General features: G+C 66.2%; 21 protein-coding genes. 11 read left to right on the forward strand and 10 right to left on the reverse strand.

Going from position 1 to position 19403, the window contains the following annotated elements; all coding sequences use genetic code 11:
- Positions 1–2: 2 nt before the first annotated feature.
- Complete coding sequence (locus VSO01S_RS28165) at positions 3–137, reverse strand: hypothetical protein (RefSeq protein ID WP_281179838.1); 135 nt, start codon at positions 135–137, stop codon at positions 3–5.
- Between VSO01S_RS28165 and VSO01S_RS15850 the strand changes: the two genes are divergently transcribed.
- The 10 genes from VSO01S_RS15850 to nagZ all read left to right on the forward strand — a co-directional run bounded on the left by VSO01S_RS15850 (position 94) and on the right by nagZ (position 9983).
- On the forward strand, positions 94–1566 hold the full coding sequence (locus VSO01S_RS15850; RefSeq protein ID WP_068643798.1) for a DegQ family serine endoprotease: 1473 nt from the start codon (positions 94–96) through the stop codon (positions 1564–1566). The genes VSO01S_RS28165 and VSO01S_RS15850 overlap by 44 nt on opposite strands.
- 509 nt (positions 1567–2075) lie before the next feature.
- Positions 2076–3887, forward strand: coding sequence for a translation elongation factor 4 (lepA, locus tag VSO01S_RS15855; protein WP_068643779.1), 1812 nt, complete (start codon positions 2076–2078; stop codon positions 3885–3887).
- A 6-nt stretch (positions 3888–3893) separates the two neighbouring features.
- Positions 3894–4865, forward strand: coding sequence for a signal peptidase I (gene lepB, locus VSO01S_RS15860; RefSeq protein WP_068643780.1), 972 nt, complete (start codon positions 3894–3896; stop codon positions 4863–4865).
- Between the two features lie 24 nt (positions 4866–4889).
- Positions 4890–5252 (forward strand): DUF4845 domain-containing protein, encoded by a 363-nt coding sequence (locus tag VSO01S_RS15865; protein WP_068643781.1) that lies wholly within the window; start codon positions 4890–4892, stop codon positions 5250–5252.
- Between the two features lie 23 nt (positions 5253–5275).
- The gene (gene rnc / locus VSO01S_RS15870; protein WP_068643782.1) at positions 5276–5974 is read left to right on the forward strand and encodes a ribonuclease III; all 699 of its coding nucleotides are present in this window, start codon (positions 5276–5278) and stop codon (positions 5972–5974) included.
- On the forward strand, positions 5971–6942 hold the full coding sequence (era, locus tag VSO01S_RS15875) for a GTPase Era (RefSeq protein WP_068643783.1): 972 nt from the start codon (positions 5971–5973) through the stop codon (positions 6940–6942). The genes rnc and era overlap by 4 nt, the downstream gene beginning before the upstream one ends.
- A 26-nt stretch (positions 6943–6968) precedes the next feature.
- Positions 6969–7739: a DNA repair protein RecO gene (gene recO / locus VSO01S_RS15880; protein WP_068643784.1), complete on the forward strand. Its 771-nt coding sequence runs from the start codon at positions 6969–6971 to the stop codon at positions 7737–7739.
- Positions 7736–8494 (forward strand): pyridoxine 5'-phosphate synthase, encoded by a 759-nt coding sequence (locus tag VSO01S_RS15885; RefSeq protein ID WP_068643785.1) that lies wholly within the window; start codon positions 7736–7738, stop codon positions 8492–8494. The genes recO and VSO01S_RS15885 overlap by 4 nt, the downstream gene beginning before the upstream one ends.
- Positions 8491–8901, forward strand: a complete 411-nt coding sequence (gene acpS, locus VSO01S_RS15890) for a holo-ACP synthase (protein WP_068643786.1) — start codon at positions 8491–8493, stop codon at positions 8899–8901. The genes VSO01S_RS15885 and acpS overlap by 4 nt, the downstream gene beginning before the upstream one ends.
- Positions 8901–9983: a beta-N-acetylhexosaminidase gene (gene nagZ / locus VSO01S_RS15895; protein ID WP_068643787.1), complete on the forward strand. Its 1083-nt coding sequence runs from the start codon at positions 8901–8903 to the stop codon at positions 9981–9983. Before acpS ends, nagZ begins: the two co-directional genes overlap by 1 nt.
- On the opposite strand, the gene VSO01S_RS15900 is transcribed toward nagZ, so the two are convergent.
- The 3 genes from VSO01S_RS15900 to VSO01S_RS15910 form a co-directional block, all read right to left on the reverse strand.
- The gene (locus VSO01S_RS15900) at positions 9968–10525 is read right to left on the reverse strand and encodes a YgjP-like metallopeptidase domain-containing protein (RefSeq protein WP_245684220.1); all 558 of its coding nucleotides are present in this window, start codon (positions 10523–10525) and stop codon (positions 9968–9970) included. The genes nagZ and VSO01S_RS15900 overlap by 16 nt on opposite strands.
- Positions 10526–10533: 8 nt before the next feature.
- Complete coding sequence (gene lysS, locus VSO01S_RS15905; RefSeq protein WP_068643788.1) at positions 10534–12069, reverse strand: lysine--tRNA ligase; 1536 nt, start codon at positions 12067–12069, stop codon at positions 10534–10536.
- Between the two features lie 111 nt (positions 12070–12180).
- Positions 12181–12822, reverse strand: a complete 642-nt coding sequence (locus tag VSO01S_RS15910) for an LON peptidase substrate-binding domain-containing protein (RefSeq protein ID WP_068643789.1) — start codon at positions 12820–12822, stop codon at positions 12181–12183.
- 55 nt (positions 12823–12877) lie between these two features.
- Between VSO01S_RS15910 and VSO01S_RS15915 the strand changes: the two genes are divergently transcribed.
- Positions 12878–13441 carry a YggT family protein gene (locus VSO01S_RS15915; RefSeq protein ID WP_068643790.1) on the forward strand — a complete coding sequence of 188 codons (564 nt, stop codon included), beginning with the start codon at positions 12878–12880 and terminating at the stop codon, positions 13439–13441.
- A 54-nt stretch (positions 13442–13495) separates the two neighbouring features.
- On the opposite strand, the gene accD is transcribed toward VSO01S_RS15915, so the two are convergent.
- The 6 genes from accD to VSO01S_RS15945 all read right to left on the reverse strand — a co-directional run.
- Positions 13496–14368: an acetyl-CoA carboxylase, carboxyltransferase subunit beta gene (gene accD / locus VSO01S_RS15920; RefSeq protein WP_068643791.1), complete on the reverse strand. Its 873-nt coding sequence runs from the start codon at positions 14366–14368 to the stop codon at positions 13496–13498.
- A gap of 46 nt (positions 14369–14414) precedes the next feature.
- Positions 14415–15272, reverse strand: a complete 858-nt coding sequence (gene trpA, locus VSO01S_RS15925) for a tryptophan synthase subunit alpha (RefSeq protein ID WP_068643792.1) — start codon at positions 15270–15272, stop codon at positions 14415–14417.
- Positions 15272–16546, reverse strand: coding sequence for a tryptophan synthase subunit beta (gene trpB / locus VSO01S_RS15930; RefSeq protein WP_068643793.1), 1275 nt, complete (start codon positions 16544–16546; stop codon positions 15272–15274). Before trpB ends, trpA begins: the two co-directional genes overlap by 1 nt.
- A 78-nt stretch (positions 16547–16624) precedes the next feature.
- Complete coding sequence (locus VSO01S_RS15935) at positions 16625–17305, reverse strand: phosphoribosylanthranilate isomerase (RefSeq protein WP_068643794.1); 681 nt, start codon at positions 17303–17305, stop codon at positions 16625–16627.
- Positions 17302–18114 carry a tRNA pseudouridine(38-40) synthase TruA gene (gene truA, locus VSO01S_RS15940; protein ID WP_068643795.1) on the reverse strand — a complete coding sequence of 271 codons (813 nt, stop codon included), beginning with the start codon at positions 18112–18114 and terminating at the stop codon, positions 17302–17304. The genes VSO01S_RS15935 and truA overlap by 4 nt, the downstream gene beginning before the upstream one ends.
- 24 nt (positions 18115–18138) lie before the next feature.
- Positions 18139–19403, reverse strand: a 1265-nt coding sequence (locus VSO01S_RS15945; protein WP_281179837.1) for a motility hub landmark protein FimV, incomplete at its 5' end; no start/stop codon positions are given.

Here is a 19403-nt window from a genome sequence, read left to right on the forward strand (position 1 = left end):
GCTCAAGGGGTGAACCAAAGCATCCATTCGGGTTCATAGTCCTGTCTTTGCTTTTCGCTTTTTTCTTTTTCTAGGGAAAGCCGTTCGATGATGATGTTGTTCAAAGCCGAGGGAAAAGGATTGCGTGCGTACGCCATGGCCGCGAGCCTGGCGCTCGGCGCCACACTGGGCTTCCTGCCTGCCACGCCGGTCCAGGCGCAGACGCGCGCCTTGCCTGATTTCACGGATCTGGTCGACCAGGTCGGGCCGTCGGTGGTCAACATCCGCACGATCGAGCGTGTCAGCCAGCGCGGCAATCCTGAAATGGACGAGGAGATGCAGGAATTTTTCCGCCGCTTCTTCGGCCAGCCCATGCCCGGCGCGCCGCGCTCGCCGCGGCCCAACCGCCCGCAACCGCAGGAAGAAGAGCGCCCGCGCGGTGTCGGCTCCGGCTTCATCCTGACGCAGGATGGCTACGTGATGACCAACGCGCACGTGGTGGAAGATGCTTCCGAGGTGCTGGTCACCCTGGCCGACAAGCGCGAGTTCAAGGCCAAGATCATCGGCGCTGACAAGCGCACCGACGTGGCGGTGGTGAAGATCGATGCCACGGGCCTGCCGGCGGTGAAGGTGGGCGACGTGTCCAAGCTGCGGGTGGGCGAGTGGGTAATGGCCATCGGCTCACCCTTCGGCCTGGAGAACACCGTGACGGCGGGCATCGTCAGCGCGAAGCAGCGCGACACGGGCGACTACCTGCCCTTCATCCAGACCGACGTGGCCATCAACCCCGGCAACTCGGGTGGCCCGCTGATCAACATGCGCGGCGAAGTGGTGGGCATCAACAGCCAGATCTATTCGCGCTCGGGCGGCTTCATGGGCATCTCGTTCTCGATCCCGATCGATGAAGCGTGGCGCGTGAGCGAGCAGCTGCGCACCAGTGGCCGCGTGTCGCGCGGGCGCATTGGCGTGCAGATCGACCAGGTGACCAAGGACGTGGCCGAATCCATCGGGCTGGGCAAGGCCGCCGGCGCCCTGGTTCGCAGCGTCGAGGCCGGCTCGCCGGGCGAGAAGGCGGGCATCGAGGCGGGCGACATCATCACCAAGTTCGACGGCAAGGTCATCGAGCGTCCGAGCGATCTGCCGCGGCTGGTGGGCAACACCAAGCCCGGCACGCGCAGCGTGGTGACGGTGTTCCGCCGCGGCGCGTCGCGCGACCTGAACGTGACCATTGCCGAGATCGAACCCGATAAGCCGGCGAAGGTCGCCGCCGAGCGCGAGGAGCCTCAACCCAAGGCGTCGTCGTCCGTCGCTGCCCGTTCGCTGGGTCTGGCCGTGACCGAACTCACCGACGCGCAAAAGCGCGAGCTCAAGCTCAAGGGCGGCGTGAAGGTCGAGGCCGCAACCGACGCTGCAGCACGTGCAGGCCTGCGCGAAGGCGACGTGATCCTCGCCGTGGGCAACACCGAGGTGGGCAGCCTCAAGGAGTTCGACGGCGCATTGAACAAGGCGGACAAGTCCAAGCCCATCAGCATGCTGTTCCGCCGTGGCGACTGGGCCCAGTACGCCCTGGTGCGGCCGGCGCGCTGATCGGCGCCCCGTCAAGTGGCCCCAGCCTCTAGTCGGGTTTGGGGCCTTTCTTTGGCCAAATCCAGACGCCCTCAAAAAATATTTCTTAAGCGCTTTTGGATTCAAGTTTGTTAGTGCTTGCACACTTAAATTCGAGCTAACAACCCGATTTGGTAGAATACCGGGGCTCTCCAACGGGTCGAACGCATAAGCCAAACAAGCTTGTTCACGATGCGGGATGTCTTGTGACAGTCCACCGGCGCTCCACAGATCGCCCACAAGTTGTCCCACAGGTGCTGCACCGATATTGTGGATAAGTTGTTCATAAGTTTCATGTTGCTGACCTGCAACGAGCCCTTTGGCCGGTCCCCGCGGCTGTACGCGCCCCCCTTTTTGCCTACAATGAAGCTCCAACTACTGCAGTTGCCATTGCTTGTTGGTTCAGGGCGCGTCTCCTAGAGGACGCGCCCTTTTTTCTTGCCTGCACCGCGCATGCACGAGCCAATTCAAGTACTTAAGCGTCCCCGTTGATGAATCACATCAGAAATTTTTCGATCATTGCGCACATCGACCACGGCAAGTCGACGCTTGCCGATCGCTTGATCCAGCGTTGCGGCGGGCTCGCTGAGCGCGAGATGGAAGCGCAGGTCCTCGACTCGATGGACATCGAGAAGGAGCGTGGGATAACCATCAAGGCGCAGACCGCAGCGCTGCAATACAAGGCGCGCGACGGCAAGGTCTACAACCTCAATCTGATCGACACGCCAGGGCACGTCGACTTCTCTTATGAAGTGTCGCGTTCGCTGTCTGCGTGCGAAGGTGCGCTGCTCGTTGTCGATGCGAGCCAAGGCGTGGAAGCACAGACGGTGGCCAACTGCTACACCGCACTCGACCTCGGCGTCGAAGTGCTGCCGGTGCTCAACAAGATGGATCTGCCGCAGGCCGATCCCGACAACGCGAAAGCCGAGATCGAGGACGTGATCGGCATCGATGCCACCGACGCGATTCCGTGCTCTGCAAAGACCGGCATGGGCATCGAGGAAATTCTCGAAGCGGTGGTGGCCAAGGTGCCGCCGCCGCGCGGCAACCCGAATTCCGCGTTGCGCGCGATGATCATCGACAGCTGGTTCGATGCCTACGTTGGCGTCGTGATGCTGGTGCGCGTGGTCGACGGCCGCCTGGCCAAGGGTGACCGCATCAAGATGATGGCCACCGGCGCCAGCTACAACGCCGACAACCTCGGCGTTTTCACGCCGGCCAACCAGCCGCGCGATGCGCTGGAGGCGGGCGAGGTGGGCTACATCATCGCCGGCATCAAGGAACTGCAGGCCGCCAAGGTGGGCGATACGGTGACGCAGATCAAGCAGGGCAGCGGCGGCGCGGCCTTCACCGCCACCGAGCCGCTGCCGGGCTTCAAGGAGATCCAGCCGCAGGTGTTCGCGGGCCTGTATCCCACCGAGGCGAGCGAGTACGACGCGCTGCGCGACGCGCTGGAGAAGCTCAAGCTCAACGACGCCTCGCTGCAGTACGAGCCCGAAGTGAGCCAGGCGCTGGGCTTCGGCTTCCGCTGCGGCTTCCTGGGCCTCTTGCACATGGAGATCGTGCAGGAGCGCCTGGAGCGCGAGTTCGACCAGGACCTGATCACCACGGCGCCAAGCGTGGTCTACCAGGTGGTGAAAAGCGACGGCGAAGTCATCATGGTGGAGAACCCCTCCAAGATGCCGGACGTGGGCCGCATGGCCGAGATCCGCGAACCGATCGTGACGGTTCACCTCTACATGCCGCAGGAGTACGTGGGCTCGGTCATGACGCTGGCCAACCAGAAGCGCGGCGTGCAGATCAACATGGCCTACCACGGCCGGCAGGTGATGCTCACCTACGAAATGCCGCTGGGCGAAATCGTGCTGGACTTCTTCGACAAACTCAAGTCGGTGAGCCGCGGCTATGCGTCGATGGACTACGAGTTCAAGGAATATCGCGCCTCCGACGTGGTCAAGGTCGACATCCTGCTCAACGGCGAGAAGGTGGATGCGCTGTCCATCATCGTTCACCGCAGCCAGTCGCAATTCCGCGGCCGCGCGGTGGTGAGCAAGATGCGCGAAATCATTTCGCGGCAGATGTACGACGTTGCCATCCAGGCCGCGATCGGGGTCAACATCATTGCGCGTGAGACAATCAAGGCGCTTCGCAAGAACGTGCTTGCCAAGTGCTATGGCGGCGACATCACCCGCAAGAAAAAACTCCTGGAAAAGCAGAAGGCCGGCAAGAAGCGAATGAAGCAGATCGGCTCCGTGGAAGTCCCGCAAGAGGCATTCCTCGCGATCCTGCAGGTCGAAGACTAAGAACAAATGCCTTTTCTTACCTCCCTCATCCTGGCCGCATTTGCCGGCTATATCGGCGCCTGGTATTTCGGCGCGGTCGAAGGCAACTTCTCGCTCCTGCTCTTTCTCGCCACGCTGGTGACGGGCATCTACTGGGTGGCGGAGCGCTTCTATTTCCTGCCGCGCCGCAAGCAGGCAGCGCAAACGCTCGAAGCTTCCTTCGCGCAGCGCCAGGGCGAACTGGCCCGCCAGGGCATCACGCAGGTCGACACCGTCGACACGCAGGCGCGCGAGCGCCTGCTGATGCAGCCCTGGTGGCTGGACTGGACCGCGGGCCTGTTCCCGGTGATCCTGGCGGTGTTCCTGCTGCGCTCGTTTGTGGTGGAGCCTTTCAAGATTCCTTCCGGCTCCATGATGCCCACGCTGCTGACGGGCGACCTGATCCTGGTCAACAAGTTCACCTACGGTTTGCGCCTGCCGGTCATCAACACCAAGATCACTGATGGCAAGGCGCTGGCTCGCGGCGACGTCATCGTGTTCCGCTACCCGCCCAAGCCCAGCATGGACTACATCAAGCGCGTGGTCGGCGTGCCGGGCGACGAGGTGGCCTATCTGAACAAGCAGCTCACGATCAACGGCAAGCCGGTGCCCAAGTCGGCCGTGCCCGAGTATTTCGACGAGGAAAGCATGCGCTACCTCAAGCAATACAGCGAAGACCTGGGCGGAAAAGAACACAAACTTCTCAATGACGATACGCGCCGCGCCGGTCTGTCCGAAGTAGAGATTGCAGAGTTCCCGAATCGTGACAATTGCCGTTACAGTATTGAGGGCGTTGTTTGCAAGGTTCCCGCGGGTCAATATTTCGTCATGGGCGACAACCGCGACAACTCATTGGATTCGCGCTATTGGGGTTTCGTCCCAGATCAAAACATCGTCGGCAGGGCGTTTTTCATCTGGATGAACTTCGGCAATTTCAAGCGCATTGGCTCGTTCCAATAAGCGTTCTATAAGACGAGGGTAGTCATGAGGGTTAAGCGGTGGGGCCGCCCGGCTGGGCAGCGTGGCATCTCGTTCATCGGCCTGCTGTTCGTGGCGGTGGTGATCGGTTGTGTCGGCGTGGTGGTGGCGCAGGTCATTCCGACGCTGATCGAATACCAGGCCATTCTCAAGGCGGCCAACAAGGCCAAGGAAGGCACCACCGTGCCGGAAGTGCGCGCCATCTTCGACCGCGCACAGGCCATTGACGACTTCCAGTCTGTCACCGGCAAGGATCTGGGCGTTCAGAAGGTGGGCGACAAGGTCGTCGTGTCCTTTGCCTACGACCGTGAAATCCACCTGTTCGGCCCGGCCTACCTGGTGCTCAAGTACAAGGGCCAGTCGAGCTGAGTCTCGGCGCGCATGGATCGGCTGTGTCGGATAGCGGAATTGCCGCGCTGCAAACGCGCCTTCAACACAGCTTCGCGGACCCGCGCCTGCTGACGCGCGCGCTCACGCACCGCAGTTTCTCGGCCGACCACAACGAGCGCCTCGAATTCCTAGGCGACTCGGTGCTCAACCTGGCCGTCTCGCACCTGCTCTACACGCGCCTGGCCGATTTGCCCGAAGGCGATCTGTCGCGCGTGCGTGCCAACCTGGTCAAGCAGGACACGCTGCACCAATTGGCGCTCAAGCTCGCGCTGTCGCCCCTCCTGCGGCTGGGCGAAGGCGAAACCCGTTCGGGCGGCTCCAGCCGGCCCTCCATCCTGGCCGATGCACTCGAGGCGGTGATCGGCGCGGTCTACCTCGATGCCGGCTACGAGCCGGCGCAGGCCCTGGTGCATCGGCTGTACCAGTCGGTGGAAATCAATCCGCGCATGGAAGCGGCCGCCAAGGACCCGAAGACCGAACTGCAGGAATGGCTGCAAGGTCACAAAATGAAGTTGCCGGTCTACCGTGTGGCGGCCACACTGGGAGCCGCGCACAAGCAGACCTTCGAGGTGGAGTGCGAGGTGGCCGAACGCGGCTGGACCGAGCGCGGCATCGGCGGCTCGCGCCGCGCCGGCGAGCAGGCGGCCGCCGCGGCCATGCTCATCCGCCTGAAGGCCAGCCAGCAGCAAAGAAGCAAATGAACCAGGATTCCAACGACACGCTGCCGACTCCGTCGGCGGGCGCTGCCATTCCGGGCCGCCGCTGCGGCCTGATCGCCATCGTCGGCAAGCCCAACGTGGGCAAGTCGACGCTGCTCAACGCCCTGGTCGGGCAGAAGATCAGCATCACCTCGCGCAAGGCGCAGACCACGCGCCACCGCATCACCGGCATGCGCACCGTGGCGCAGCCCGATGGCACCGGCACGCAGTACGTCTTTGTCGACACCCCGGGATTCCAGACGCGCCATGCCAATGCGCTCAATCGCTCGCTCAACAAGACGGTGCTGGGGGCGGTGGCGGACGTGGACCTGATCCTGTTCGTGGTGGAGGCCGGCAGCTTCACGCCGGCCGACGCCAAGGTGCTGCAGCTGCTGGGCAAGCAGATTCCCACGCTGCTCATTGCCAACAAGCTGGACAACGTGCACCGCCGGGCCGACGTCGCCCCATGGCTGGCGCAGATGCACAAGGAGCACGAATTCGCCGAGTACGTGCCCATGTCGGCGAAGAACAGCGGCGACATCCAGCGCCTGCTGGGCATCTGCGAGAAATACCTGCCCGAGCAGGACTGGTGGTACGACGAGGACGAGCTCACCGACCGCAGCGAGAAGTTCCTCGCCAGCGAAACGGTGCGCGAGAAGCTGTTCCGCCTCACGGGCGACGAGCTGCCCTATACCTCCACCGTGGTCATCGACAAGTTCGAGGAAGAGCCGCCGCAGCGCAAGGGCCAGAAGCGGCTGGTGAAGATCGCCGCCACCATCGTGGTGGAACGCGACGGCCACAAGGCGATGGTGATCGGCGACAAGGGCGAGCGCATCAAGCGCATCGGCACCGAAACCCGGCAGGAACTGGAAAAGCTGATGGATGCGAAGGTGTTCATCGAGCTGTGGGTCAAGGTGCGCTCCGGCTGGGCGGACGACGAGGCGCGGGTCAAGTCCTTCGGCTACGAATAGCCGGGCGGCAGAGCGTCAGAGCCCAGGTGGCCACCCATCGCGTCTCCCACGAGCCGGCGTTCGTCCTGCACCGCTACGACTGGAGCGAGTCCAGCGTCATCCTCGAGGTCTTCACCCGCAACCACGGCCGCATTGCGCTGGTGGCCAAGGGGGCCAAGCGGCCCAGCTCGAACTTCCGGCCGGTGCTGCTGCCGCTGCAGCCGCTGCAGCTGAGCTTCGGCGGCGACGCCGAGATCCGCACGCTGAAGGCGGCCGAATGGATGGGCGGGCACGTCATGCCCACCGGTGACGCGCTGCTGTCGGGCTACTACCTCAACGAGCTGCTGATGCGGCTGATGGCACGCGACGATCCGCACGCCGCGTTGTTCGAGGCGTATGCCGGCGTCGTCGAGGTTCTGGCGGGCGACCATGCCGGGGCGCAGAGCGCCGCCCAGTCCGCCGCGCTGCGAGCTTTCGAGTTGATCCTGCTGCGGGAAATCGGCTTCCTCCCCAGCCTCGATGCGCAGACCCTGACGCTCGAACCCCTGGCGGCCCAGCACAGTTATGCGCTGGCGCCGGAGGCCGGATTGCGTGAGGCGCAGGACGACGAGGCCGCCTTGGCCGGCGCGCAATGGCAGGGCCTGCAGGCCGCGCTGGACGAGCGCCTTCCCTTCACCGCCACCCTGCGCGCCATCGCCGGCCTGCCGGCGGGCGGCAACAGCGCATTGCGCAACCAGTTGCGCGCGCTGCTCAACTACCATTGTGGCGTCGCAACATTGCGCACCCGGCAACTGATGAGAGACCTGCAAGCCCTATGAGCCCGACTTCCACCGCCCTCTCGGTCAATCTCAACAAGGTGGCCCTGGTGCGCAACACGCGCCACCTGGGCATTCCCAGCGTGCTTTTCGCCGCGGCCGTCTGCCTGGATGCCGGCGCGCACGGCATCACGGTGCACCCGCGTCCGGACGAGCGCCACATCCGCGGCCAGGACGTGCACGAGCTGTCGGCGCTGCTGGCCAAGGACTGGCCCCAGGCCGAGTTCAACATCGAGGGCAACCCCTTCCACAACCTGATGGACTTCGTGCGCGAACTGCGGCCTACGCAGGCCACCTTCGTGCCCGACAGCCAGGACCAGTTCACCAGCGACCACGGCTGGACCTTTCCCGACGACGCGCAGCGCCTGAAGCCGCTCATCGCCGAGTGCAAGGGCCTCGGGGTGCGCGTCAGCCTGTTCATGGACCCCGAGCCGGACATGATGGCTGCGGCCAAGGCGGTGGGCGCCGACCGCATCGAGCTGTATACCGAGGGCTACGCCGCATCGCGCGGCACGTCGCGCGCCGATGCCGTGCTGCAGGTCTACGTGGATGCGGCCAAGGCCGCACTGGCGGCCGGCCTGGAAGTCAATGCCGGCCACGACCTCAGCCGCGAGAACCTGACCGAGTTCCTGAAGGCCGTCCCCGAGGTGAAGGAAGTGTCCATCGGCCATGCGTTCATCGCCGATTCGCTCGAGCTCGGCTATGCCGCCACCACGCGCGAGTACCTGCGCTGCATCAGCGAGGCCCAGTCCCGGTGATCTACGGCATCGGCACCGACGTGTGCGACATCCGCCGCATCACGGCCGCGCTGGAGCGGCAGGGCGAGCGCTTTGCCGCCAAGGTCCTGGGCGATGCGGAACTGGCCATCTGGCGCACCCGCAGCGCACGCTGGCCCAAGCGCGGCATGCGCTACCTGGCCACCCGCTTCTCGGCCAAGGAGGCCTTCAGCAAGGCCGTCGGCATGGGCATGCGCATGCCCATGACCTGGCGCTCGTGCGAGATCCTGAATGAGAAGAGCGGCAAGCCGGTCATCGTCCTGCATGGCGAGCTCAAGGCCTGGTTCGAGGCGCAAGGTCTCACCGCCCACGTCACCGTGACCGACGAAACCGATTACGCCGCCAGCTTCGTGGTGGTCGAGCGCCAGAACCCGCCAGCCAGTTCCTGATGACCTCCAAGACTCCCGTGCACGCCCCTCTCGTCATCGACATCGCGGGCACCGACCTGACGACCGACGACCGCCGGCGGATATCCAACCCGCTGGTGGGCGGCATCATCCACTTCACCCGCAACTGGCACAGCCGCGTGCAGATGCGCGAGCTCAACCGCGAGATCAAATCGCTGCGCCCCGACCTGCTGATCTGCGTCGACCATGAAGGCGGGCGCGTGCAGCGCTTTCGCACCGACGGCTTCACCCGCCTGCCCGCCATGGGCCAGTTGGGGCGCCTCTGGATGAACGACGCCATGCAGGCCACGCAAGCCGCTACCAGCGCGGGCTATGTGCTGGCCAGCGAGTTGCGCGCCTGCGGCATCGACTTCAGTTTTGCGCCGGTGCTCGACCTCGACTGGGGCGAGAGTGGCGTGATCGGCGACCGCAGCTTCCACCGCGACCCGCGCGTGGTGGCCGTGCTGGCCAAGAGCGTGATGCACGGCATGCTGCAGGCCGGCATGGGCAACTGCGGCAAGCATTTCCCGGGGCATGGCTACGTGAAGGCGGATTCGCACGTGGCCATTCCGGTGGACCGGCGGGGCCTGAAGTCCATCCTGGCCGACGATGCACGCCCCTTCGAGTGGCTGGGCGGCACCCTGTCGGCCGTGATGCCGGCCCACGTGATCTACCCCAAGGTGGACGCGCGGCCGGCCGGCTTCTCGCCCCGGTGGCTCCGGGACATCCTGCGCGGCCAGCTGGGCTTTTCCGGCGCGATCTTCAGCGACGACCTGAGCATGGAGGCGGGCCGCTACATCGACGGCCGCCAGCTGAGCTTTGGCGAAGCGGCCGTGGCCGCGCTGCAGGCGGGCTGCGACCTGCCGATGCTGTGCAACCAGAGCGTGGGCGAGAAGGCCGCGGGGCTCGACCAGATGCTGGACGACATGGCCGCCGCACTGCGCGACGGAACGTGGACGCCCAACGCGCAAAGCCATGCCCGCCGGCTGTCTCTGCTTCCGATGGGCGATGCGCCCGGCTGGGACGCGGTGACCGCTTCGCCCCGTTACCAGGACGCGCTGCGCAGGCTTCAGGCCCTGGGCTGAAGACTGGTCCCGGCAGCCTCCCACAACGGCTGCCCGCCCAGGTGCAGGTGCGTGAGGTAGAGCCGAAGGTCGAACTCGTGCTGGTGGTAGGCCGGCTCCATGTGGGTGCACAGGGCGTAGAAGGCCTTGTCATGTTCGCGAATGCGCAGATGCGCCAGTTCGTGCACCACGATCATGCGCAGCCACTCGGCCGGCACCTCCCGCATCACGCTCGCAACCCGGATCTCGCGCTTGGCCTTGAGCTTGCCTCCCTGCACGCGCGAGATGGCCGTGTGCGTGCCCAAGGCGTTGCGCACCACGTGCAGCTTGCCGTCGTACGCCACCTTCGAGAGCGGCTCGGACCGCCGCATGAACTGCGCCTTGAGTTCATGCACGTAGTCGTAGAGCGCGCCGTCGGTACGCACCCCATGTGCCGCCGGATAGCGGGCGAGCAGCAGGCGACCGAGGCTGCCCTCGGCGATGCGAGCCTGAACCTGCGCGAGCAGCGCCGGCGCATGGCCCGCCAGATATTTCAAGGAAGAAGGCGCGGGCTGCTGCGCCATGGCGGGGCTCAGGATTCCCGGCGCAGGGCAGGGAAAAGGATCACGTCGCGGATGCTGGGCGAATCGGTCAGCAGCATCATCAGGCGGTCGATGCCAATGCCGCAGCCGCCGGTGGGCGGCATGCCGTACTCCAGCGCGCGGACAAAGTCGTGGTCGAAGAACATGGCTTCGTCGTCGCCGCTGTCCTTGGCTGCCACCTGGGCGTTGAAGCGCGCGGCCTGGTCTTCGGCGTCGTTCAGCTCGGAGAAGCCGTTGCCGAATTCGCGGCCGGTGATGTAGAGCTCGAAGCGCTCGGTGACCTCGGGGCGCTCGTCATTGGCGCGGGCCAGTGGCGAGATCTCGGTCGGGTGCTCCATGATGAAGGTGGGCTGCCAGAGCTTTTCCTCCACCGTCTCTTCAAAGTACAACACCTGCAGGCTGGCCAGGCTGCGGCCGGCCAGGCGGTCCTTCTCTTCGGTCATGCCCAGCTTGCGCAGGGCATTGCGCAGCCAGTCGGCATCGTCCACGTGCTCGCCAGCCTCGGTGTACTTCAGGATGGCCTCGCGGATGGTCAGGCGCGCGAAGGGCTGCGCCAGGTCCACCGCCTTGCCCTGGTACTCGAGCTGAAGGCTGCCGACGGCCTTCCGGGCAATGGTGCGGATCAGCGTCTCGGTGAAGTCCATCAGGTCGCGGTAGTTCCAGTAGGCCGCGTAGAACTCCATCATCGTGAACTCGGGGTTGTGCCGCACCGAGATGCCCTCGTTGCGGTAGCTCCGGTTGATCTCGAACACGCGCTCGAAGCCGCCCACGATCAGGCGCTTGAGGTACAGCTCGGGCGCGATGCGCAGGAACATCTCCTGGTCCAGCGCGTTGTGGTGCGTCTTGAAGGGCTTGGCGTTGGCGCCGCCGGGAATGGGGTGCAGCATGGGCGTCTCGACTTCCAGGAAGTCGTTGGCCACCATGAATTCGCGCAGGGCCGACACGGCGCGGCTGCGCGCGGTGAAGCGCGCGCGGGCCGATTCGTCGGTGATCAGGTCCACGTAGCGCTGACGGTACTTCTGCTCCTGGTCGGCCATGCCGTGGAACTTGTCGGGCAGCGGACGCAGGCTCTTGGTGAGCAGGCGCACGCGGGTGACCTTGATCGACAGCTCGCCGGTCTTGGTCTTCATCAGCGTGCCTTCGGCACCCAGGATGTCGCCCAGGTCCCAGCGCTTGAAGTCGGCATACGCCGCTTCGCCGACGGCGTCGCGCGTGACGTAGAGCTGGATGCGGCCGGTGGCGTCCTGCAGCGTGGCGAAGCTGGCCTTGCCCATGACGCGCTTGAGCATCATCCGGCCGGCCACGCTCGCCGTGACGGGCTGGGCTTCCAGCGTTTCGGCCGAGGTCTCGCCGTGGGCGGCCTGCAGCTGCAGCGCACGATCGGCGGGCTTGAAGTCATTGGGGAATGCCACGCCCTTGCCCTCGGCTTGCGCGCCGCGCAGTGCCTTCAATTTTTCGCGGCGCTCGGCAATCAGCTGGTTGTCGTCGAGCGCGGGTGCGGCGGTGTTGGGCGTAGGCTGGGTCATGGAAAAGGGCGGAATGGGATGCGCGCGCGAAGCGAATCGGAATGCCCTTCGGGCAGGGCGGGCGGCGCGAAACCCGCTATTTTATCCGGCCCCTTGCCGGCGCGGAGGCGCTCAGGCGATGCCGTGGCGCGAGAGCAGATCGGCCACCAGTTCCAGCCGCATCAGCGGGCTCTCCAGCTCCATCAGGCGCTGCTTGAGCTCGGTTTGCATGGGCAGCAGCTCGCACCAGCGGTTGGCCACCCAGCCGCAGTCGTCGAAGCGGAAGGGCTCGGCCAACGGCAGGCGGACGTCGTCACGGCCTTCGGCCACGCGGCGTGCCTCGAGCGTGTCGACCAGGCGCTTCAAGGCCTGCGACACGTGCACGAGGTCGTCCGGCACCGGCAGCGGCAGGTCGTCCGCGAGCCATTCGACCTCGCCGGTCCACAGGCCGTTCTTCTGCTGCGTGCTGCCATGCACCCGGAAGCGCCGCATGCCGGCGCATTCGATGTGCAGCAGGGCTGGCTGCGGCGCCTCGAAGCGGCGGATTTCGGCCAGCGTGCCGATGGTAGCGAAGCGCTCCGCTTCGGCGCCTGCCACGCGCACCTCCGAGCCTTGCGTGAGCGCAACGACGCCGAAGGGCGCCCCTGCCTTGTGCGCTTCGCCGATCATGCGCAGGTAGCGCACCTCGAAGATGCGCAGCGGCAGCAGGCCGCCGGGGTACAGGACGCTGCCCAGCGGGAACAGGGGGAGGGTGGTCAGGGAAGGGGATGTCATGAAGAAAGGCGTCCGCGGCTGGCTATCATCGCACTCCCTTCCCAAGCGGAATGCCATGCTCTACCAGATTCCCTCGTTTCTTCTCGATGTGATCACGGGCCTGTTCGGTGGCGCGTGCCTGCTGCGGCTGTACATGCAGTACCACCGCGTGCCTTTTGGCAACCCGCTCGGGCGCTTCGTCTTTGCCATCACCGACTGGATCGTGCTGCCGCTGCGGCGCGTCGTGCCGGCCTTCCGCCGCTGGGACCTGGCCAGCCTGATTGCCGCGTGGCTGCTGGTGCTGGTCAAGTTCCTGCTGCTTTTCCTGCTGATCGGCGCCGGCGGTGGCTATGCCAAGCTGCCGCTGCTGTCCGTGTTCGGGCTTCTGCAGCTTGCGGTGTCGGGGCTGACGGCCCTGCTGATCGTCTACGCGATTCTTTCGTGGATCCCGACCGCCTCGTCCATGCTGCAGGACCTGGTGGGCCGGCTGGCCGAGCCGCTGGTGCGGCCGGTGCGCAAGCTGATCCCGCTGGTGGGGGGCGTGGACCTGTCGCCGCTGGTGGTGATCGTGCTGCTGCAGATCGTGGCCATCATCCTGGGCGACGGCCTGGCCTGGGCCTACGGAATGGGCCGGCGCTGACCTCAAACAAAAACAGGGGCCTCACGGGCCCCTGTTTCCTGGTGGATCGGCCGCTCAGATGACGGCGTCGGCCGGCTGGCGCAGCAGCATGGCCAGCGTGTCGGCAATGGTCTTGCGCAGTTCGCGGCGGTCGCAGATGAAGTCGATGGCGCCCTTGGTCTGCAGGAATTCCGCGCGCTGGAAGCCTTCGGGCAAGGTCACGCGCACGGTGGATTCGATCACGCGCGGGCCGGCAAAGCCGATCAGCGCCTTGGGCTCGGCAATGACGACGTCGCCCATGAAGGCGAAGCCGGCACTCACGCCGCCCATGGTCGGGTCGGTCAGCACGCTGATGTAGGGCAGGCCCTTCTTGGCCAGGCGCGTGAGGGCGGCGTTGGTCTTGGCCATCTGCATCAGCGAGAGCAGGCCTTCCTGCATGCGCGCGCCGCCGGTGGCGGTGAAGCAGATGAAGGGCACCTTCTGCTCGATGGCCGTTTCGACGCCGCGCACGAAGCGCTCGCCCACCACGCTGCCCATGCTGCCGCCCATGAACTCGAACTCGAAGCAGGCCACTACGGCATTGATGCTGTGGATGGCGCCGCCCATCACCACGAGTGCGTCGGTTTCGCCGGTGTTCTCCAGCGCTTCCTTCAGGCGTTCGGGGTACTTGCGGCTGTCCTTGAACTTGAGCGCGTCCACCGGCAGCACTTCCTGGCCGATCTCGTAGCGGCCCTCGGGATCGAGGAAGGCGTCGAGGCGGGCACGCGCGCCGATGCGGTGATGGTGCGCGCAGCTCGGGCAGACGTTCTGGTTGTGTTCCAGGTCGGTCTTGTAGAGCACCGTCTCGCAGCTCGGGCACTTGATCCAGAGGCCTTCGGGCATCTGGCGGCGCTCGCTCGGATCGGTCGGGGTGATCTTGGGGGGGAGAAGTTTTTCTAGCCAGCTCATGCTGTCACTCCTGGTGGGTGAGGGCTGTATTTTGCCAAATGCCGTCTCAACGCCCTGAGGCGTTCTTCGCGGTGTTGGCCGGCAGGGCGTCGAGGGCCTCGCGGATGCCGGCCAGGAACTCGTCCACCAGCGGCACCACGCGCTCGCGGGGGGCGTCTTCGATGAGCTGGATGATCTTGCTGCCGATCACCACCGCGTCGGCGGCGCTGCCGATGGCCTGCGCGGTCTTCGCATCGCGGATGCCGAAGCCCACGCCCACCGGAATCTTCACGTACTCGCGGATGCGCGGCAGCATCTGGCCGACGGCCTCGGTGTCGAGGTGGCCAGCGCCGGTCACGCCCTTGAGCGACACGTAGTAGACATAGCCCGAGGCGATGCGCGCCACCTGCGCCATGCGCTCGGGCGTGCTCGTGGGAGCCAGCAGGAAGATCAGGTCGATGCCCTTCGCGCGCAGCTGCTGCGCAAAGGCTTCGCATTCTTCCGGCGGGTAGTCCACCACCAGCAGGCCGTCCACGCCGGCCGCGGCCGCATCGCGGATGAAGGCGCCCTGGCCGTGCTTCTGGTCGTAGCGTTCCACGGGATTGGCATAGCCCATCAGCACCACGGGCGTGGTGGCGTCTTTTTCGCGGAAGGCGGCCACCATCTGCAGCACCTGGACCATGCCGATGCCCAGCGCCAGGGCGGCTTCGCCGGCTTTCTGGATCACCGGGCCGTCGGCCATGGGGTCGGAGAAGGGAACACCCAGCTCGATCACGTCGGCGCCGGCGGCGACCATGCCGTGCATCAGTTCGGGCGTGACGTCGGCGTACGGGAAACCGGCCGTCACATAGGGGATGAGGGCGCGGCGGCCCTCGGCCTTGAGCTTGTCGAAGGTGGCAGCAATCCTGTGGGTGGTGGGGCTCATCACTTGCCTCCCTTCACCGACAGGCCGCGCATGGACGGCCGGTCATAGAAGTCCACGCCCGACAGGTCGGCCATGGTGCCGATGTCCTTGTCGCCGCGGCCGGAGAGATTGACCAGGATCGACTGGTCCGGCCGCATGGTCTTGGCCAGCTTGAGCGCATAAGCCACCGCGTGGCTCGATTCCAGCGCCGGGATAATGCCCTCGGTGCGGCACAGGTAGTGGAAGGCTTCCAGCGCTTCCTTGTCGGTGATGCCGACGTACTCAGCGCGGCCGATGTCCGCCAGGTAGGCATGCTCGGGGCCGACGCCGGGGTAGTCCAGGCCGGCGCTGATGCTGTGCGTCTCGGTGATCTGTCCGTTGTCGTCCTGCAGCAGGTAAGTGCGGTTGCCGTGCAGCACGCCCGGGCTGCCGCGCAGGATGGAGGCGGAATGCTTGCCGCTGTCCAGGCCTTCGCCGGCGGCCTCGACGCCCACCAGGCGCGTGTTCTCGAACGGGATGTACGGGTAGAAGATGCCCATGGCGTTGCTGCCGCCGCCCACGCAGGCCACCACCACGTCGGGCTGCTTGCCTTGCATCTCGCCGGTGATGCCCTGCTGGGCCAGCATGCCGGGCATCTGCTCGATGCACTCGTTGCCGATCACGCTCTGGAAATCGCGCACCATGGTCGGGTAGGGGTGCGGGCCGGCCACGGTGCCGATGATGTAGAAGGTGTCTTCGACGTTGGTGACCCAGTCGCGCATGGCCTCGTTCAGCGCGTCCTTCAGGGTGCGGCTGCCCGACTCCACCGGCACCACGGTGGCGCCCAGCAGGTTCATGCGGTAGACGTTGGGGCTCTGGCGCTTGACGTCTTCCGCGCCCATGTACACCACGCATTCGAGGCCGTAGCGGGCGCAGATGGTGGCGGTGGCCACACCGTGCTGGCCGGCGCCGGTCTCTGCGATGACGCGCGGCTTGCCCATGCGGCGTGCGAGCATGGCCTGGCCGATGGTGTTGTTCACCTTGTGGGCGCCGGTGTGGTTGAGGTCTTCGCGCTTGAGGTAGATCTGCGCACCGCCCATCTCGCGGCTGGAGCGCGCCGCATGGTAGATGGGCGAAGGCCGGCCCACGAAATGCGCCAGCTCGTAGCGGAATTCGGCCAGGAAGTCGGGGTCGTTCTTGTAGCGCTCGTACGCATCGCGCAACTGGTTGATGGCGTGCGTGAGCGTTTCGCTGGCGAAGGTGCCGCCGTACGTGCCGAAATGGCCGCTGGCGTCGGGTTGCTGGTAATCGAACATGGTGTTTCTGATGCCTCGATGGTTGCCGGCACGACCGGCTCCATTCGACAAAGAAGGAAGGAGGCGGTGGGCCAGCGCTTACTGGGAGGCGAAAGCGTCGGCGGCCCGCACGGCCGCGACGAATTCGCGGATCTTGCCGGCGTCCTTGATGCCCTTGGAGGCTTCCACGCCGGAACTCACGTCAACGGCCAGCGTCTTGCAACGCGGCCGCAGCACGCGAATGCCATCGCCGACGTTGGCAGGCGTCAACCCACCAGACAAGACGAGGTGAGCGTTTGCGACGTGTGGAAGGAGTGACCAATCGAATGCCTTGCCGCCTCCGCCGTATCCCTCGACATGGGCGTCGAGCAGGATGGCCTGGGCGTCTGAGAAATCCTGGGCGTATTTTACGAGGTCGAAGTCGATTCCGGACGGACCGAGCGGAATCCGGGCGGCGCGCATGAACCGGTGGCCTGCGGCGGCGGCACGGCATTGAGCAGGCGTTTCGTCGCCATGGAACTGCGCCATGGCACCGGCAACGGCGGCAAGGGCACGATGGGACACGGCCGGATCCTCGTTGACGAAAAGCAGCACCGGCGTCACGAACGGCGGCAGGCGCGATGCCAGCTCGGCCGCCCGTTCGATGCTGACGGCGCGCGGGCTCTTGGGATAGAGCACGAAGCCGACGGCATCGGCACCCGCGGCCACCGCCGCATCCACGTCCTGCTCGCGGGTCAGGCCGCAGATCTTGATGCGCGTGCGGGTCGGTTGGTCACTCATGACAGGCCATGATACGCAGCCGCGCCCGAGCCCACCGTCACTTCGGGCGGGAGACCCCACTGCGGCCCGTATTGCGGCCCGACGAAATAGAGCCCGGCCGGCGAAAAGGTCGGCGCGGCGATCAGGCGGCTGCGGGCGGCCAGCACCTCGGCCATCCACTCTGGCTTGGCCTGTCCCTGCCCGATGCGAACCAGGCAGCCCATGATGTTGCGGATCATGTGGTGCAGGAAGGCGTCGGCCTCGAACTCGAAATACCAGCGGCAGCGCTCGTCCGGCGAATCGCGTCGGATCTCGATGCGGCGAAGCTCTTTCACCGGCGACAGGGCCTGGCAGGCCGAAGCGCGGAAGGAACTGAAGTCGTGTTGCCCGATGAGGATCTGCGCGGCGGCCCGCATGCTGTCTCCGTCGAGCGGGTACATGGTCCAGCCGATGCGCCCTGCATCGATGCTGGGCCGCACCGGCGACTGCGAGAGCACATAGAGGTAGCGGCGCCCGACGGCGCTTGCGCGGCAATGGAACTCCCTCGGCACCACCTGGGCCCACTGCACCGCGATGTCTTCAGGCAGGTACCTGTTCGTGCCGCGCACCCATGAGAAAGGCGTGCGCTCGACCTCGGTGTCGAAGTGCACGACCTGCATGAGGCCGTGCACGCCGGAGTCCGTGCGGCCCGCGCACAAGGTGGAGATGCGAGAAGCAGCGAAGGCCGCGAGCGCGGCCTCCAGCTTGTCTTGCACCGTCTTGCCCGATGGCTGGCTTTGCCAGCCGTCGTATGCGCGACCCAGATATCGAACGCCGAGGGCCAGCCTCACCCGTCAACCCTCAAGCAAGACCCCTCAGCGCAGTTGGCCGAGCAACTGCTGCGCTTGCGCGCGCAGGTCGCCCGAGCTTTCGGCGGCCACTTCCTCGACCAGCGAGCGGGCGCCCTCGGCATCGCCCAGCGCATGCAGTTCGCGCGCCAGCGTGAGCTTGATGGCGTGCGGGTTCTCGCCGCTGTCCTCGAAGGCGGGCTCCAGGCGGGCCGGCGAGGTGTTGGTGCCCAGCGATCCGCCGCGGGTGCTCATGTCGAATTCGACAAAGCCCGAGTCGCCGGGCAGGCCAGCGCGCAGGGTGGCGGGCTGGGTGTGCTCCTCGTCGTCCGCCAGGCGGGGGGCGCGGCGGGCCGAGGGCTCCAGGGCGGCGGGTGCCGTGTCGAAATCGTTTTCCAGTTCGGCGGCGTGGCGGCCGCCGCCGTTGATCGCTGTACGCGTGGCTGCTGCGGCGGCAGCCACCGGGGCGGCCAGGGGCGGCAGGCTGGCGGTCAGCGGCGACGGCTGGGTCGTCGGCTTGGTGGAGGGCTTGTCCAGCTCCAGGTCGAAATCCAGCGGCGCGACCGAGGGCACGAAGGCCGGGGCCGGCGCAGCAGGCGGGGGCGGCGCGACCGGCTTTACGGCGACCGGTGCAGGCGCCGCCTGCGTAGGCGCTGGGGCAGCGGCCGACGCACCGGAAGGCTGGTACAGCGGGTTGCCCGGGTCCAGGTCGCGGCCCAGTTCGACCACGCGGGCCCATTCGGTGCCCGAACCGCCTGTGAGCTTGTGTACGTCCGAGGCCAGGGCTTCGTAGGCACGCAGATCGCGGCGCTTGGCGTGGATCTCGAGCAGCTTCAGGTGGATGGCCGTGCGCTCGGGGTTGATGCGCAGCGCTTCGCGCAGGATTTCCTCGGCCTGCAGGTCGCGGCCGTAGGCCAGGTACACGTCGGCTTCGGCCACCGGGTCGACGTCGCCTGCATCCAGTTGGCTGGGCGAATAGGACATCGACGACGTGGCCGACAGGCTCTGGTTCTTGGTGTCGACCGATTCGCCACCGCTGGCACCGAAGAAGGAGTCCTTCGGAATGCGGCTTTCCAGGAAGATGCTTTCGCTGGCATTGGCACGGCGGCGGCTGGCGACGCGGTAGCCCAGCCAGCCCAGCAGCAGGACGGCCAGTGCGCCGCCGCCGAGCACCAGCGGGTTCTCGAGCAGATCGTCGAAGAAGCCCTTGGGCGGAGGAGGCGGCGGCGCGGCCACCTTGGGCTTGGGCGGCGTGACAGCCGCGGGCGGTGTTGCGGGTGCCGGTGCCGGTG

The sequence above is a fragment of the Variovorax soli NBRC 106424 genome, assembly GCF_001591385.1.
GTDB lineage: Bacteria > Pseudomonadota > Gammaproteobacteria > Burkholderiales > Burkholderiaceae_C > Variovorax > Variovorax soli.